At 43.2% G+C, this 16786-nt stretch carries 13 protein-coding genes; 10 read left to right on the forward strand and 3 right to left on the reverse strand.

Annotated elements, in window-relative coordinates; translation table 11 throughout:
* Positions 1 to 51 precede the first annotated feature (51 nt).
* Positions 52 to 1482 carry a serine/threonine protein kinase gene (locus V7K32_RS04370; RefSeq protein WP_334990677.1) on the forward strand — a complete coding sequence of 477 codons (1431 nt, stop codon included), beginning with the start codon at positions 52 to 54 and terminating at the stop codon, positions 1480 to 1482.
* Between the two features lie 146 nt (positions 1483 to 1628).
* Here the strand turns inward: V7K32_RS04370 and V7K32_RS04375 are convergent, their stop codons facing one another.
* Positions 1629 to 2684, reverse strand: a complete 1056-nt coding sequence (locus V7K32_RS04375) for an NAD(P)-dependent alcohol dehydrogenase (RefSeq protein WP_334990679.1) — start codon at positions 2682 to 2684, stop codon at positions 1629 to 1631.
* A gap of 686 nt (positions 2685 to 3370) precedes the next feature.
* Between V7K32_RS04375 and tatA the strand changes: the two genes are divergently transcribed.
* On the forward strand, positions 3371 to 3544 hold the full coding sequence (gene tatA / locus V7K32_RS04380; protein WP_190894808.1) for a twin-arginine translocase TatA/TatE family subunit: 174 nt from the start codon (positions 3371 to 3373) through the stop codon (positions 3542 to 3544).
* Between the two features lie 69 nt (positions 3545 to 3613).
* Here tatA and cphA read toward each other — a convergent pair whose 3' ends face one another.
* A complete protein-coding gene (gene cphA / locus V7K32_RS04385) occupies positions 3614 to 6319 on the reverse strand; it encodes a cyanophycin synthetase (RefSeq protein ID WP_334990789.1) in 2706 nt (901 codons plus the stop codon).
* A gap of 419 nt (positions 6320 to 6738) precedes the next feature.
* Positions 6739 to 7602 carry a cyanophycinase gene (locus tag V7K32_RS04390; protein WP_334990681.1) on the reverse strand — a complete coding sequence of 288 codons (864 nt, stop codon included), beginning with the start codon at positions 7600 to 7602 and terminating at the stop codon, positions 6739 to 6741.
* Positions 7603 to 8142: 540 nt separating this feature from the next.
* On the opposite strand from V7K32_RS04390, the gene trmD reads away from it, so the two are divergent.
* The 8 genes from trmD to argH all read left to right on the forward strand — a co-directional run bounded on the left by trmD (position 8143) and on the right by argH (position 16785).
* Positions 8143 to 8940 carry a tRNA (guanosine(37)-N1)-methyltransferase TrmD gene (gene trmD / locus V7K32_RS04395; RefSeq protein ID WP_334990683.1) on the forward strand — a complete coding sequence of 266 codons (798 nt, stop codon included), beginning with the start codon at positions 8143 to 8145 and terminating at the stop codon, positions 8938 to 8940.
* A 52-nt stretch (positions 8941 to 8992) separates the two neighbouring features.
* Positions 8993 to 9478 (forward strand): 2-C-methyl-D-erythritol 2,4-cyclodiphosphate synthase, encoded by a 486-nt coding sequence (gene ispF, locus V7K32_RS04400; protein ID WP_334990685.1) that lies wholly within the window; start codon positions 8993 to 8995, stop codon positions 9476 to 9478.
* Between the two features lie 54 nt (positions 9479 to 9532).
* Positions 9533 to 9829, forward strand: coding sequence for a hypothetical protein (locus tag V7K32_RS04405; protein WP_334990687.1), 297 nt, complete (start codon positions 9533 to 9535; stop codon positions 9827 to 9829).
* A gap of 290 nt (positions 9830 to 10119) precedes the next feature.
* Positions 10120 to 11925, forward strand: coding sequence for an ABC transporter substrate-binding protein (locus V7K32_RS04410; RefSeq protein ID WP_334990689.1), 1806 nt, complete (start codon positions 10120 to 10122; stop codon positions 11923 to 11925).
* A gap of 269 nt (positions 11926 to 12194) precedes the next feature.
* Positions 12195 to 14012 (forward strand): ABC transporter substrate-binding protein, encoded by a 1818-nt coding sequence (locus V7K32_RS04415; protein WP_334990691.1) that lies wholly within the window; start codon positions 12195 to 12197, stop codon positions 14010 to 14012.
* 72 nt (positions 14013 to 14084) lie between these two features.
* Positions 14085 to 14873, forward strand: coding sequence for a nickel pincer cofactor biosynthesis protein LarB (larB, locus tag V7K32_RS04420; protein ID WP_334990693.1), 789 nt, complete (start codon positions 14085 to 14087; stop codon positions 14871 to 14873).
* 209 nt (positions 14874 to 15082) lie between these two features.
* Positions 15083 to 15292: a hypothetical protein gene (locus V7K32_RS04425; RefSeq protein WP_334990695.1), complete on the forward strand. Its 210-nt coding sequence runs from the start codon at positions 15083 to 15085 to the stop codon at positions 15290 to 15292.
* Between the two features lie 107 nt (positions 15293 to 15399).
* On the forward strand, positions 15400 to 16785 hold the full coding sequence (argH, locus tag V7K32_RS04430; protein ID WP_334990697.1) for an argininosuccinate lyase: 1386 nt from the start codon (positions 15400 to 15402) through the stop codon (positions 16783 to 16785).
* Position 16786 lies beyond the last annotated feature (1 nt).

The raw sequence follows: 16786 nt of genomic DNA on the forward strand, positions 1-16786 counted from the left end.
AAAGCTATAAGCTCTAAAAACTTTTCAACCGTAGCATTAGAAGAAACCATAATGATTGGCGAAATACTAGGCGATGTCCGAGGACAAGACGCTGGGCGTCTACGCTACGAAGTTCAGCAGCTACTAGGAAAAAAAGCAGGGCGGCGGACTTTGTTAGCTCGTGATTTGCAAACTCAGGAATTAGTTGTCATCAAGTTACTCTCTTTTGGTGGTGATTTTGAATGGGATGATTTAAAGCTGTTTGAGCGGGAAGCTGAAACTTTAAAATCTTTGTCACATCCCTTAATTCCTCAGTATTTAAACTATTTTGAGGTAAATTTACCAACTATTAAAGGATTTGCGCTGGTACAAACTTATATAAGAGCAAAAACTTTAGAGCAATATTTACAAAGTGGGCGAACTTTTACAGAAGCTGAAATCAAACAGATAGCCAAAGCGCTTTTAGAGATTCTTATTTACCTACATGGGCTGTATCCACCTGTAATTCACCGTGATATTAAGCCTAGCAATATTTTATTGGGGGAGCGTTCTGGTAATAGTGTTGGTCAAGTTTATTTAGTAGATTTTGGCTCAGTGCAGACAGTCCTCGCCACAGAAACCGGGACAAGAACTGTGGTAGGAACTTATGGCTATATGCCACCAGAGCAATTTGGCGGACGTACTGTTGCAGCATCTGACCTTTATAGTTTAGGCGCAACCTTAATTTATTTAATGACGGGTAATCACCCAGCCGATTTACCCCAAAAGGATTTTCGCATTCAGTTTGAACAAGCGGCTAATGTGAGTCCCAGCTTTAGCAATTGGCTAAAGTGGATGATTGAACCCAGTTTAGAAGGGCGTTTTAGTTCTGCGACCCAAGCAATCGCAGCTTTAGACAAACCACAAGCGACATTACCTGCTTTAGTTGTTAGCAAACCAGACGGGAGTAAGATTCAACTAACCAAAAATTGGGATTCTCTCGAAATTATCATTCCACCATCTGGTTTTCATCCATCAATAGTATTCACAGGTTTATTTGCGATCGCCTGGAATTCATTTATCCTATTTTGGACAATTGGCGCACTCTCAATAGTCCCTTTTCCTGCCAACATCCCCTTTGCCTTGTTCTCACTTCCTTTTTGGGGTGCTGGCTCTCTGATGATGTATAAATTTATCTTTAATTTGTTTGGACGCATCTACTTACGCCTGAATCCCAAACAAATTACCCTAACCTGGGAGTTGTTTAGTTGGAAGTTTGAGCGTCCCCGGCCATCCTCAAGGCAAAGTGTTAATAAGTTGGTTTACATTCCAAAACACTTTACTAAAGGCTCTGAAGACACTAGAATTGCCGTTCCAGCACAATTATATATTTACTCAGGATTACAAAAATATCAGATTAGTGGAAACGATGTCGGTATTAAATCCGAAGTAGAACTTGAATGGTTAGCTCATGAATTAAGTGAGTGGTTAGGTTTGCCAATTACCAATCCAATGGGAAGTTAGTTGAGCTAATCATTTAATTCTTAATTAAAAAGTCTGAGCGCCGAAAACCAACGCTCAGACTTTTTTGATTCGTTTTTCTTACACTCTAAACAAAGGCAAAGGATTCAGGACTTTTCATCAAAAGCGACAATGGCATTTTTTTACTATCATTCTTCCTTCAGCGATGCCATGTCAATCACAAAGCGGTACTTTACATCACTTTTGAGCATCCGCTCGTATGCTTGATTGATCTTCTGAATCGGGATAAGTTCGATGTCACTGACGATATTGTGTTCAGCGCAAAAGTCGAGCATTTCTTGTGTCTCCTGAATCCCGCCGATCAGCGAACCGGCAATTACTCGGCGCTTAAAAATCAAGTTACCGATGTTGGGTGATGGGTGCGGATTTTCCGGTACACCAAGCAAGCACATGGTACCACCACGCTTAAGCAACTCAGTGTATGCATCCAGGTTGTGCGATACCGAAACCGTGTTGAGAATGAAGTCGAAGCTGTTGATATGCTTGTTCATCTCATCGCTGTTTTTTGAAATAACAACCTCATCCGCTCCGAGCCGCTTGGCATCTTCGGTCTTCCCTGACGATGTTGTGAACAGCACAGTGTAAGCACCAAAAGCGTGGGCTAATTTTAGCCCCATGTGTCCCAACCCACCAAGCCCGACAATACCCACCTTATCGCCTTTGCCAACTTTCCAGTAGCGCAAAGGCGAGTATGTTGTGATCCCCGCGCACAACAGGGGGGCGACGCCAGCGAGATCCAGCTTTTCCGAAACCCGTAGCACGTAATTTTCATCCACGACTATCTGGTTTGAATAACCCCCATAAGTCATTTTCCCTGTCTGCTTCTCTGGGCTGTTGTAAGTGAAGATAATTTCGTTATCACAGTACTGCTCAAAACTCTCACGACAGTTTGGACAGGTGCGACAAGAATCGACCATACAACCAACGCCTGCAACCTCGCCTACCTTGAACTTGGAAACCTGCTCACCAATCTTCACTACACGACCAACGATTTCATGTCCAGGTACGACAGGGTAAACCGTGTTTTTCCATTCATTAGCGACTGTATGCAGATCCGAGTGACACACGCCACAGTAAAGGATCTCAATTTGTACGTCGTGCGACCCTAGCGATCGCCGCTCAAAAGTCAACAAGCCCAGTGGTGTAGTTGCACTTTGGGCTGCGTATCCAAGACTCTTAATCACAGATGATCTCCTTTTTGCTAAGTTATTTCATGGGTTTTATGAACTTTATTCAAAGTTTTCTGACTCAGTTCCTCGAAACTGCTCATATACTTCCCAATTAACAGACCAAGGTTGTTTTTACTCAGCATTAAATGCTAGGAAAAAGCAGTGACCCTCCTCTGCCCAGATTCGTCTTAATATTTCGCGAACAATGTCCCTGATGATTTCGCCTTTGATAGCTGCATGAAATGAGTATAAAGATATCAGGCTACTCTGAGTCAACCATCATAAGTATGAGGGAGTCGGGAGAGTAGGGGAAGCAGGGGAAGAAAATATCTACTAGTGGCCTGTCCCATTAATTTTGCGAGGCTGCGAGATCCCCGACTTCTTCAAGAAGTCGGGGATCTGAACACCACGAACCTCTGAAAACTTTTGGGACAGACTACTAGCTTGACAGACTACTAAGGGACTTCCAAATAAAATAAATGTTCCAAAACTGACGCAAAAACTCTCTCTATTTCTTCTCTCTGCGTTCTCTGTGGCTTTGTGGTTCGTTTATTGGAATAATTTATTTCTTGGAAGTCCGTAATTTGAATTTATTTATACCCTGTTTCTGCAAGAGGATAGAGCGCTTATCAATGGCGAACTCATCGGATTTGAGCCATCAATGTCTATATTTAATTACAGATGCCTTAGAGGAAATTTATATGTTTGGACTGGGATGGCCAGAAATAGCTGTAATTACCATAGTCGCTGTTCTAATTTTTGGCCCAAAAAAAATTCCCGAACTGGGAACCGCACTGGGCAAAACCCTACGAGGTTTTAAGGAGGAGATGAAAACTCCCAGTGACGAAACCAATTCGGAACAAGAAAAACAGTAATTAAAGTAGTCAGAATACAAAAGACAGGAGGAGGCTGTGCCTTGGGGAGCCAGCACGGTTTTCTCCTGACTACAGCAGGGTATTAACAACAGAAGAAGGTGCTATTCCATTTTGGGAATCGATGAGAGTTGTGCTGGGATTTTGTTGGTGTGTCTCTTCCTTTGCTAAACCACGCAGCTTAATTAACTTAATAGCTCGTGTAACGCTTTCTGGTAAGATTACCACCAGACTGTTATCAGGAGCCATGTCTAAGCCTTTATTGATCGCTTGGGTTTCATCCAGAATTGATTCATAGCGGCTATCAGGCTTAACTTCGTTGATGCCTTGAATAATCAACTGGGCGGCTGAACCCCGTAGGCGTCCGCGGGTGTCATCGTCTTCTTTGACGATGATGTAATCAAAAATTTGTGCTGCTAATTTGCCCAATGTAACAAAGTCTTCGTCGCGGCGATCGCCTGGCCCACCAATTACGCCAATCCGTTGCCCTGTAGTCCAATTTTGCACAAAGGAACCTACAGCTTCGTAACTGGCTGCGTTGTGGGCATAATCTACTAAAGCGTGGTAGTTCCCTAAATTAAATAAATTCATCCGTCCTGGCGTTTGACTAACTGAAGCCCGGAAGGTCTTCAAACCAGCCCGAATCTGCTCAATTGTGACGTTTTGCACGAATGCTGCCAAACTTCCTGCTAAAGCGTTGGCAATCATAAACGGCGCCCGCCCGCCCATTGTTAAAGGTATATTTTCTGCTCTTTCTATCCGGTGTGTCCAGTCACCTTTAACAATTGACAAATAGCCATTTTCATATACTGCTGCTACTCCGCCCTTTTGGATGTGCTTTCGCACCAATTCCGAGTCGGGGTTCATTGTGAAGTAAGCAATATTAGCCTTAGTTTTTTCTGACATGGCGGCGACGCGGCGATCGTCGGCATTAAGTACCGCGTAGCCATCGGGGAATACGGCTTCCGCTACTACACTCTTGAGGTTAGCTAACTGCTCAATGGTATCTATATCGCCTATTCCTAAGTGGTCGGAAGCTACATTCAAGACAACTCCTACATTTGCTGCTTCAAAGCCCAATCCCGAGCGGAGAATGCCACCGCGAGCCGTTTCTAATACCGCTACTTCTACTGTGGGATCTTGGAGGATGAGGTGGGCGCTTTGGGGACCTGTGTTATCGCCAGCTTCTACTAAGTAATCACCGATATATGTTCCATCGGTAGTAGTATAACCAACTACTTTACCAGTCTGTTTATAAATATGTGCTAGTAGTCGAGTTGTAGTAGTTTTGCCGTTAGTACCAGTAATACTAAGGATGGGAATTTGGCCAGATTGCTCGTTGGGAAACAGCATATCCATCACTGCGCCAGCAACGTTGCGGGGGATGCCCACACTTGGGGCAACATGCATTCGGAAGCCAGGAGCGGCGTTAACTTCGACAATTACGCCATCAACTTCCCGCAGAGGACGGCTAATATCCGTCGTGACAATATCGAGTCCGGCGATATCCAAACCGATAATTTTGACTACCCGTTCTGCTAACCAACGGTTTTCGGGGTGAATTTCATCGGTACGGTCTACGGCGCTACCACCTGTACTTAAGTTTGCCGTTGCTCTGAGATAAGAGATAGTGCCTTTGGGTGGCACACTATTTAGGGTATAGCCTTGCCTTTCTAATAGTTGGTAGCTGGTGCGGTCTAGTTCAATCTTGGTTAGGACGTTATCATGTCCTTCACCGCGATTTGGGTCAAGGTTTGTTTCCTCAATCAGTTCGGCGATAGTGGATCTGCCATTGCCAATTACATGAGCCGGAACGCGTTCGGCTACTGCTACTACTTTGCCATTTACCACTAGTACCCTGTGGTCACGCCCAACGTAATATCTTTCGACAATAATTGACCGAGAAACCTGTCTAGCAGCTTCGTATCCGGCTTCAGCTTCTTCCCAAGTTCTAATATCAATGGTGATGCCGCGTCCATGATTACCATCCACGGGCTTGATGACGATGGGATAGCCGCCAACCAATTCAAGGGCTTGTTCCAAATCGTCTAAGAAGTTGATCACTGTACCTCTTGGTACTGGCGCACCAGCGGCCGCGAGGATGCGTTTAGTGGCTTCTTTATCGCAAGCTAGTTCTACACCCAGAATGCTGGTGTTGTCCGTCATTGTGGCCTGCATCCGCTTCTGATTCACGCCGTAGCCCAGTTGAATTAAAAAGCGGGCTTCCAGAGACATCCAGGGAATACCTTTTTTTTCTGCTTCTTTGATAATCGCTTCAGTCGAGGGACCCAAAGAAGCATCACGGGTGAAGTCTTTCAGGTCTTGGATATCTTGCTCTAGTTCTGCTTTAGGATAACGGCCTCGATCAACGATACTCTGGCACAGCCGGACTGCGGCTCGTCCAGCGTAGCGTCCCGCTTCCTCATTCTGGTACTCGATTACTACTTGATAAATTCCGGGTGTGGCAGTTTCGCGGGTGCGACCAAAGCCAACATGCATACCAGCTAATTCCTGGAGTTCTAGGGCTACGTGTTCTACGATATGACCAATCATAGTGCCTTCTTTGACTCGCATCAGAAAACCACCACGACAGCCAGGAGAACAATAATGACCCTCCAGACTTGGCAACGCCTCAACTAGTCCTTCATAAAAGCCAGGGATTTCATTCGAGGGCGTCTCGGCAAGGTTTTCTAAATCGAGGCGCATGACGATCAGCTTGTGGCGTCGAATGCTCCAATAGTTTGGGCCGCGTAAGGTCTGGATCTTGAGGATTCTCATGGGAATAGGTAGATGGAGATTCGGAACCAAAATTCTAGTTTCTTACTGCAATTGACCGCTAAACTGTTTGCAACGAACAGTTTTTTCTTTTTACATAGTATTCTCATCATTTTTCTACAACAAGAAATAAATGTGCGGTCAACCGATTTTGGATTTTAAATTTATGATTTTGGATTAAAACAGACAATTAGGGTACTTCGCTCTCTTATTTAGATTTACGATCGCAAAGTCTTAACGAGTCCTTGAGGTTTTTAGATTTGTTTGTCCCACTTTTTGGCGGCATTTGCCAAAAAGCTCTTTTAATCTAAAATCCGTCTTGAAAAGTTTGCTAGGTGGGGAAACCCTCCTTACAACTTTTTGCAAAATCCAAAATCTCAAATTTGTGGCCAACTCAGTGTAACCTCAGATACTTTATCCCGTCAGCTGGAGATGCGGTGTACAGCAGGTAATACAGTGCGCTGGTACAAGTGGAAGCGATCGCCGTAGCTGAGGATATGTAAACGTAAATTATGTACTGTTAATGGTTCGTTAGCACCGACATGGGGTTCGTTGGTGTGGGTGGCTTCAGTGGGATCAACAATGGTGACACTGCCTTTACCCATAACTTGTAACCAACCATCACGTTCAAACACTGCACAAGTATCTTCGTCAATGCCAATACCTAAGCGATCGGGGTGAGCTGCGATCGCACTAATCAGCCGTCCCATGCGATTCCGGTTGTGAAAGTGTTGGTCAACGATTACTTCAGGAATAAATCCTAAACCCGTTGCCATATCAACTAGGGAACGATTTGGCGTCTCTCCACTACCGCCGCCAGCAATCATATGATGCCCCATTACTGCTGCTCCTGCACTCGTGCCTGCTAAGGTAAGTTGCCCCGCCCTCACACGCTGGCGAATAATTTCCATTGCTGGCGTATCTGCCAATACACCACAGAGACGCAGTTGGTCGCCTCCTGTCAAAAATACCCCACTACAGGCTTCTAAGGATGCTTTGATCTGGGAGGACTCACACTGTTCCCGTTCGCGGATGTCTAAAATCTCTACCTTCTGGGCACCCATTTCTTCAAAAATGCGAATATACCTACCACCGATGATGGCGGGTTCGCGGGAGGCAGATGGAATAATTGTAATATAAGCCTTACTAGCACCAGCGCGTCCAAAAAAAGTTCGTAGGATTTCGCGCCCATGAACTTTATCTTCTGCACCTCCGATAACCAGAACGGCGGTTTTTGTTGCTTGGGGTGTCCTCATTTCTAGCGATTTAGCTTGTAATTGCGGCATTGTGTTTCTCCTGTCAACAACTTCAGGTGAATTTAACAAGGTTCAGTTGCAGCCATGATTTTTGCGCTTTGCAACTTTCGAGAGGACACTTTTTGGAAGTTTGGAACTGGATCAGGCACTCTCCAAATTTTCACTTAACGCTCGCGTTGCTTCAGTCTAAACGTGTTCGTCCCCATTCCTCAAACCCAGCGCCTTGTTTTTCACCTGTCCACTTACAGCAGGGCAAAATAGTCTTTATCGGGCTAAATTCCCGCTTTGGGCTTGAGGACGAGCAGTTAAGACTACGCTTTTTTCTGAGGCTGGCTCGATGCATCCTGGAAGTTGTTAACTTGATAAGATTATTAATTTAAATGTAGTTGTGACAACATTTAAACATAAATTAAGTAATTAGAAAAACTTTTAATCCCATCTAAAATCCAAGAGGTCTGGTAGTTTTAGATACTATTGATAAAGTTTAACTGGAGTTTCACCCGAATGGCGGCTTGTTGATGTTTCCTAGACATTCAAATTTAAGATTAGTGTCCTTGAATACGAATAACTGTGCGCTTTGATATAGTTACGCTTTTTCCTGACTGTTTTAACTCTGTTCTCAATTCTGGTTTGCTAGGTAAAGCCTTAGCCAAACAGATTGCCGAAGTGCATCTGGTTAACCCACGAGACTTTACCACTGATAAGCACCGAAAGGTGGATGATGAACCCTATGGTGGCGGCGTGGGGATGCTAATGAAGCCAGAACCGATTTTTAACGCTGTGGAGTCGCTGCCAACTCTACCCCGAAGAGAGATAATTTTGATGAGTCCACAGGGTCAAACAATTAATCAACCTCTTTTGAAAGAATTGGTCACAAATTACGACCAGTTAGTAGTTATTTGCGGGCATTACGAAGGAGTGGATGAGAGGGTGCTACATTTAGTAACTCGTGAAGTATCTTTAGGAGATTTTATTCTGACTGGCGGGGAAATTCCAGCAATGGCTTTGATTAATGGCGTAGTGCGGCTGATCCCAGGAACCGTAGCCAAAACCGAGTCCCTCACTGCAGAAAGTTTTGAGGAAGGGTTATTGGACTATCCCCAATATACTCGTCCTGCCAATTTTCGCGGCTTGAAAGTGCCTGATGTTTTGCTCAGTGGCAATCACGGCGCGATCGCTCGCTGGCGTTACGAACAACAAATTGAAAAAACCCGCGATCGCCGCCCCGATCTCCTGGAGAAATTGGAGCAGGGGGTAGGGGAGGCAGGGGAGGCAGGGGAGGCAGGGGAGGCAGGGGAGGCAGGGGAGGCAGGGGAGGCAGGGGAGGCAGGGGAGGCAGGGGAGGCAGGGGAGAATAATAACTCCTAACTCCTAACTCTTAACTCCTAACTCCTAACTCCTAACTAATGACAAATGACAAATGACTAAAATTCGTATTGGTAACGGCTACGATATTCATCAACTGGTGAGCGATCGCGCTTTGATTTTAGGTGGAATTCAAATTCCCCATGAATTGGGTTTGTTGGGACACAGTGACGCTGATGTGCTAACACACGCGATTATGGATGCCATGCTTGGGGCATTATCTTTGGGGGATATTGGTCATTATTTTCCGCCTAGCGATCCTAAATGGGCAGGAGCAGATAGTTTAGTACTATTAAATCAAGTACATCAACTGATTCGGGATCAAGGTTGGCAAATCGGAAATATTGACTCGGTGGTAGTAGCAGAACGTCCGAAATTAAAACCGCATATTCACAATATGCGCGACAAACTAGCGGCGGTTTTAGAATTAGAACCAAATCAAATTGGTATCAAAGCTACTACTAACGAAAAATTAGGCCCCGTTGGACGTGAAGAAGGTATATGTGCTTATGCTGTGGTTTTACTAGTGGCTTTAGAGTAACTTTTATTTGGAACCATCGGTAAAAATATTGAAGACTCACGATGATTGAAATCAATGATTTATAGCAACCAACAAACCTTAACTTGGTTGGAAATTAGAGCCTTACAAGCTACAAACATAGAAGATATAGACTTTCCCGATATAGTTGCTTTAGACAAAGATGAGCAAATTATTCTCATAGCTGAAGTCAAGGGTTTACCATTCAATTTTCAAGTAACAAAAGCCAAAAAATATGCTATTTTACGGCTGATTAATTACTTACAAGCTGCAAAGATAGTGATTCCCTTTGCCATGCTTGTTGATGTAAATAACATTTTGATTTTTAAATGGGATGGCAATAATTTATCATAGGCAATTAAATTATTACATTAACTACGGCTATTTTTCAAGGAACTTTAAATAGAGTAATTTTTGAGAAGCATATTATAGATAGAATAATCTTGGAGTGTATAATTTTTCATGCTGGGTTACATCCCAATGAGAATAAATTATTTTTAAGTAGCAATTCTAAAGAATTTGGTAAACGTGAAGTTATAGAGGTTTTACGAGATCGTGGGATTCAATATTTAAATAAAACCCAAAACTTCCTTGGTTGGCTAGAATCTCAAGCAAATTAATTACAATACTCACATATTGAAGTTATGAAATTTTTTAGAAAAATATTTCTGGCGATTAAAAGTTTTTGCTTACCAATAATTCTAACTTCAGCAACAGCTATTACAGTTACTGCGTGCAATCCAGCGAACTTTAAAACCGCAGCTGCACAAGTTCCCCAGTTGGTGATTTCTACTACCACTGACCCTAAGACTTTTAACTTAGCCCTCATCCAAGAATCTCCCAATATTTCTGGTTTCACTTATGAAGCATTAGCCGCTCAAAATGGAATAACTAAAGAAATTGAGCCAGCTTTGGCTGAATCTTGGGAACTTTCACCAGACAAACTGCGGTTTGTCTTTACCTTACGAGAAGGATTGAAGTGGTCGGATGGTCAGCCATTAACAGCCGATGATGTCATTTTTTCTTTTAATGACATCTACATGAACAAGCGCATTCCCACTTATACCCAAGATGCTCTCCGCATTGGTATCAGTAAAGCTTTTCTCAAAGTCCGCAAAATCGATGAACGCCGGGTAGAATTTATTCTGCCAGAACCGTTTTCTCCTTTCTTGCGATCGATTGCAGCAGGGGTAGGAATACTACCAGAACACGCCCTGCGTACAGCAGTAGAAACCAAAAACTCTGATGGTAAGCCTGTGTTTATGTCCACTTGGGGAACCGATACAGACCCGAAAAAAATTATTGTTAATGGCCCTTACACAATCGAGAGTTATTCAACCAATCAACGCGTAACATTTCGGCGCAATCCTTACTACTGGCGTCCAAAAGATGCACAAGGAAAACAACTGCCATATATTGAGCGTATAATTTGGCAAATTGTGGAATCGCCTGATACAGCTTTGCTGCAATTTCGTTCTGGTGGCTTAGATTTACTAGAAATTGGCCCTGGAAATTTTCAATTGCTCAAGCGTCAAGAAAAGCAGGGTAACTTTACTATTAAAAATGCTGGGCCTGACTCTGGGACAAGTTTTATGACTTTCAATCTCAACAAAGGTAGTCGCAACGGCAAACCTGTTGTAGATCCTATTAAGTCCCGCATTTTTAACAACGTTGCTTTTAGACAGGCTGTCGCCTACGCTATCGATCGCCAAACGATGATCAACAACACTTTGCGGGGATTGGGGGAACCACAAGACTCTCCAATTTCTGTTCCCAGTCCCTATTATTTGTCTCCAAAAGAAGGTTTAAAAACATATAACTACAATCCAGAAAAAGCTAAACAACTTTTACTAGGAGCAGGATTCAAATACGATGATAAAGGTCAACTGTTGGACGCGGATGGTAATCGAGTCCGCTTCACAATGATGGGTGTTGCTGGTAATAGACCCACAATCACACCGAAAATTCAACAGGATCTCGCCAAGATAGGAATTAAAGTTGATTTACAATTTATTGACTTTAGTATTATTGGAGAAAAAATCTCTAACACCTTAGATTGGGAATGTTGGTATGGATCTATCACAGGTGGTATTGAACCGCAAGATGGTTTCAATGTCTGGTCTGTAGATGGTAACTTTCATGTATTTAATCAAAAAGCTCAAGCCGGACAATCTGCAACCGTAGGTTGGAAAGCTACCGATTGGGAGCAGAAAATTGAAGACCTCTACATTCAAGGAGCAAGAGAATTTGATGAAACAAAACGCAAAGCTATCTATGCAGAAACACAACAACTATCACAAGAGTATTTGCCTTTTATTCACCTATTCAATTCCCTAGCTTTAGTAGCCGTGCGTAATACCATTGAGAACGTAAAATATTCGGCGATCGCTAGTTACAATTGGAATCTTTATGAACTCAAAGTAGTAGAAGATAAAAAAGTTAGTCATTAGTCATTTGTCATTAAGTAGGTAGACGTAATTAAACATCTATATAAAACCTCACCCTCAATCCCTCTCCGATGCTTTGGAGAGGGAAGCCGGATTGAGGGTGAGGTTTTATATTTAATTTGACCCACTTACTTAGTCATTGGTCATTTGTCAGGAATTATTATTCTCCCCCTGCTTCCCCTGCTTCCTCATCCCCCCACTCGCCTCTTACCTTTATGCAGTCAAGGCTGAATATGAGGTGTATTATGCAAACAGTTTAGTCTTTCAGTTTTATGATTTTTGCCCTTTTGGCTACTCGCCGCCGTGGGTTTGTGGTTTTAGTAATATTCGGTCTATTCTTGATTTGTCAGATAGCTCTTATCAGTTGTAACCTAATTAATTTTAAGAGTAAGGCAGCACAAGTATCGCAATGGGTTACAAGCACTATCGGCGATCCAAAAACTTTTAACTACGCCTTCAATCAGGAATATCCTCATGTTTTTTTGTTTACGACTGAAGGACTAACTACCCTCAATGGAATTACAGGCAAAATTGAGCCAGCTTTAGCTGAATCCTGGGATATTTCTGAGGATAAAAAGCGAGTCGCTTTTACTTTGCGAGAAAATTTGAAATGGTCAGATGGCGAACCACTTAGCGTAGATGATATTATCTTTACCTATGAGGATGTAATTTTCAATCCACAGATTCCTACCGATTGGAAAGATGGTCTTAAAATTGGTTCTAGTGGTAGTTTTCCTAAGATCAGAAAAATAGGCGATCGCAAAATTGAATTTATTCTACCTGAGCCTTTTGCTCCTTTCCTTTCCACCACAACCGGAGCATCAACAAATTCAGTTGGAATTTTACCAAAACATGCTTTAGCTGAATCATTAAAATCTAAAGATGCTAAAGGTAATCCCAAGTTTCTATCTACTTGGGGAACGGATACAGAACCCAGTAAAATTATTGTCAATGGTGCTTATAAAATAGAAAGTTATACTCCCAGTCAACGTGTAGTATTTCGGCGCAATCCTTATTACTGGCGCAAAGATAGCCAAGGTAATCATTTACCTTATGTTGAACGTATTGTTTGGCAAATTGTGGAATCTACAGATACAATAATTCTTCAGTTTCGCTCTGGAGGATTAGATACAGTGACTGTTTCTCCTGAAAACTTTTCACTACTTAAGCGCGAAGAAAAGCGAGGAAAGTTTACTATCTACAATGGAGGCCCGGAATTTACCAATACTTATATTTCATTTAATCTCAATAAAGGTCGGCGGCAAAACGGGCAGCCTGTAATTGACCCAATTAAATCACATTGGTTTAATACCCTTGCTTTTAGACAAGCAGTTGCCCATTCAATCGACCGTCAAACAATGTTAAATAACGTTTTTCGGGGAATTGGTGTGTTGCAAAATTCGCCGATAGAAATTCAAAGCCCTTACTACTTTCCTCCAGAGAAAGGTCTTAAAGTTTATGAATATAATCAAGAGAAAGGTAAAAATTTACTATTAAATGCAGGTTTTAAATATAATGCTAAGAAACAGTTACTAGATGCTGATGGTAATCGGGTGCGCTTCAGTTTATTAACGAATGCTGAGAATAAAACTCGTGTATTAATGGGAGCGCAAATTAAGCAAGATTTAAGTAAAATTGGTATCCAAGTCGATTTTAATCCAATTGCTTTTAATACCCTTACAGACAAGCTTTCTAATTCTCTCGATTGGGAATGTTATATGCTAGGCTTTGTTGGAGGGATTGAACCAAATGACGGGGCTAATGTTTGGTTACCATCAGGTGGACTACACACTTTCAATCAGAAACTTCAAGCAGGACAAGAAGCACTTATTGGTTGGGAAGTTGCAGATTGGGAGGCAGAAATTGGTCGTCTTTACATTCAAGCAGCACGAGAGTTAGACGAAGGAAAGCGCAAAGAGATTTACACCGAAACGCAAAGCCTCTCTCAGGAATATTTGCCTTACATTTATTTAGTGAATCCTTTGTCTTTGGTTGCAGTGCGCGATCGCATCCAAAACGTCAAATTCTCTGCTCTTGGTTCTCAAAGAGGAACGTTATGGAACAAATATGAACTGAAAGTAACACAATAGAGTTTAAAGTATTAAAATCTCCGCCCTAAGTGGCACGTTTGGGAACATTTATAAAATCAAAACAACAGACTAGTGTCTCAAAATGAAACTCTGCGATCGCTACTCGTTGCCGTTGCCAATGGTAAAGTTACCCCAGATACGGCATTCGACTCACTCAAAGACTTAACTTATGAATCTGTGGGTGAATTTGCCAAAATCGACCACCATCGCCAGCTAAGAACTGGTTTCCCGGAGGTGATTTGGGGACCGGGTAAAACTCCCGATCAAATTGCTCAAATTATCGAGGTGATGCGCCTCCGCAACCCGGTGGTAATGGCAACCCGCATTGAATCAGCAGTTTATGCCGCACTGGAATCAAAAGTTAGCGGTTTGCGATATTACGAATCGGCGCGAATTTGTGCGATCGCTCCCCCTACCATCGAACCACAATTTGCGGGTGAAATTGGCATTCTTTCTGCTGGTACTGCCGATTTACCCGTTGCTGAAGAAGCTGCTGTCACTGCTGAACTTTCTGGTTTCCGCGTCCAGCGCCTGTGGGATGTTGGCGTTGCTGGGATTCACCGCTTATTAAGTAACCTCCACCTGATTGAGTCCGCATCAGTGTTGATTGTCGTTGCGGGGATGGAAGGCGCTTTACCCAGCGTTGTTGCTGGTTTAGCGAGTTGTCCTGTGATTGCCGTACCCACCAGCATCGGTTATGGTGCGAGTTTTGGCGGTTTAGCACCTTTATTGACAATGCTCAACTCTTGTGCAGCGGGAGTAGGCGTAGTAAATATCGATAATGGTTTTGGCGCAGCAGTTTTAGCGGGGCAAATTTTGCGGACTGCCGAGAAATTGCGGTTGGCATCGGCTGCATCTTGAGTTAAGACATTGAAGTTACACCCAAGATTTCAGTAAATAAGCTAAAAAACATCTAATTTGCATAACCCTTATTAAATAGAAATCTTGTGGGGTGGGCATCCTGCCCGCCCAGCTTATGCAAGTTTATTTGTGGAACAGCTTATCAGGAATTTATCTAAAAAATAAACTGATACTGAATTTTGCCACCTCCAACCTCTTAATCACCAAATATGAGCTATTACAGCGATTTGATATCTCAGTTATATTGGCATTTGCCTGTAAATTTGACAGCACTACTAGCACAAACAGTTACCGATCCAGACTTGATGGGTCAGGTTGAGAAATCTTGGCGTCACTTTATACAAACAGGTCAAGTGTGGGCATTGTTGATTGGTTTAGTCATTGGCTATATGATTCGGAATCTAACTAGCTACGGTTAAATCTAAAAGTTAGGAGTTGAAAGTGAGGAGTGAGGAGTTATGAGTTTTTAACTCCTCACTCCTCACTCTTAACTCTTAACTCTCCCCCCACTCCCCTCATAATATTTATGACCAAAGAAGAAACTTGGAGCCAGAGGTTTGAATCAGCGTTACATCCAGCGATCGCTCGTTTTAATGCCAGTATAGGTTTTGACATTGAATTAATCGAATATGATCTGACTGGTTCTCAAGCCCATGTCAAAATGCTCGCTCACACGGGCATCATCTCCCCAGAAGAAGGAGAGCAACTGGTTGCAGGTTTAGAACAAATTCGCCAAGAGTACCGCCAGGGTAAATTTCAGCCTGGTGTTGATGCAGAAGATGTACATTTTGCAGTGGAACGGCGACTGACAGAAATTGTCGGCGATGTGGGTAAAAAGGTGCATACAGCGCGATCGCGTAATGACCAAGTTGGTACTGATACCAGACTCTACCTCCGCGACCAAATCCAGCAAATTAAAAGCGAATTGCGAGAATTCCAAGGTGTTCTACTGGATATAGCCGAAAAACACGTTCAAACCCTGATTCCTGGCTATACCCACCTCCAACGCGCCCAACCCCTGAGTTTAGCTCATCACCTATTGGCATACTTTCAAATGGCGCAACGCGACTGGGAACGCTTAGGAGACGTTTCTCGCCGCGTGAATATCTCACCTTTGGGGTGTGGTGCTTTAGCGGGAACTACTTTCCCCATTGACCGCCACTACACAGCCAAACTCTTGAATTTTGACGATATTTATGCTAATAGCCTCGATGGAGTGAGCGATCGCGATTTTGCGATCGAATTCTTGTGTGCTGCTAGCTTGATTATGGTTCACCTCAGCCGCCTTGCAGAAGAAGTTATTCTTTGGTCATCTGAAGAATTCCGTTTTGTCACCCTCAAAGATAGCTGTGCCACAGGTTCTAGTATCATGCCCCAAAAGAAAAACCCTGATGTACCAGAATTGGTGCGGGGGAAAACGGGGCGTGTATTTGGTCATCTCCAGGCGATGTTAGTCATTATGAAGGGGCTACCTTTGGCGTATAACAAAGACCTGCAAGAAGATAAAGAAGGTCTATTTGATAGTGTCAACACAGTCAAAGCCTCTCTAGAAGCGATGACGATTTTGCTCAGGGAAGGCTTAGAATTTCGTACCCAACGATTAGCAGAAGCTGTGGCGGAAGATTTTTCTAACGCTACCGATGTCGCAGATTATCTGGCAGCACGGGGCGTTCCTTTCCGGGAAGCTTACAATCTCGTGGGTAAGGTGGTAAAAACTAGTATTGCCGCAGGTAAACTTCTGAAAGATTTGAAATTGTCAGAGTGGCAACAACTACATCCGGCATTTGCAGCAGATATTTATGAGGCAATATCCCCCCGCCAAGTTGTGGCAGCCCGCAACAGTTACGGTGGTACTGGCTTTGTACAGGTTAGCAAAGCACTGATCGCGGCCCGCGCTCAAATGGCTCAATAGA

This window comes from Nostoc sp. (genome assembly GCF_036917635.1).
Taxonomy (GTDB): domain Bacteria; phylum Cyanobacteriota; class Cyanobacteriia; order Cyanobacteriales; family Nostocaceae; genus Nostoc.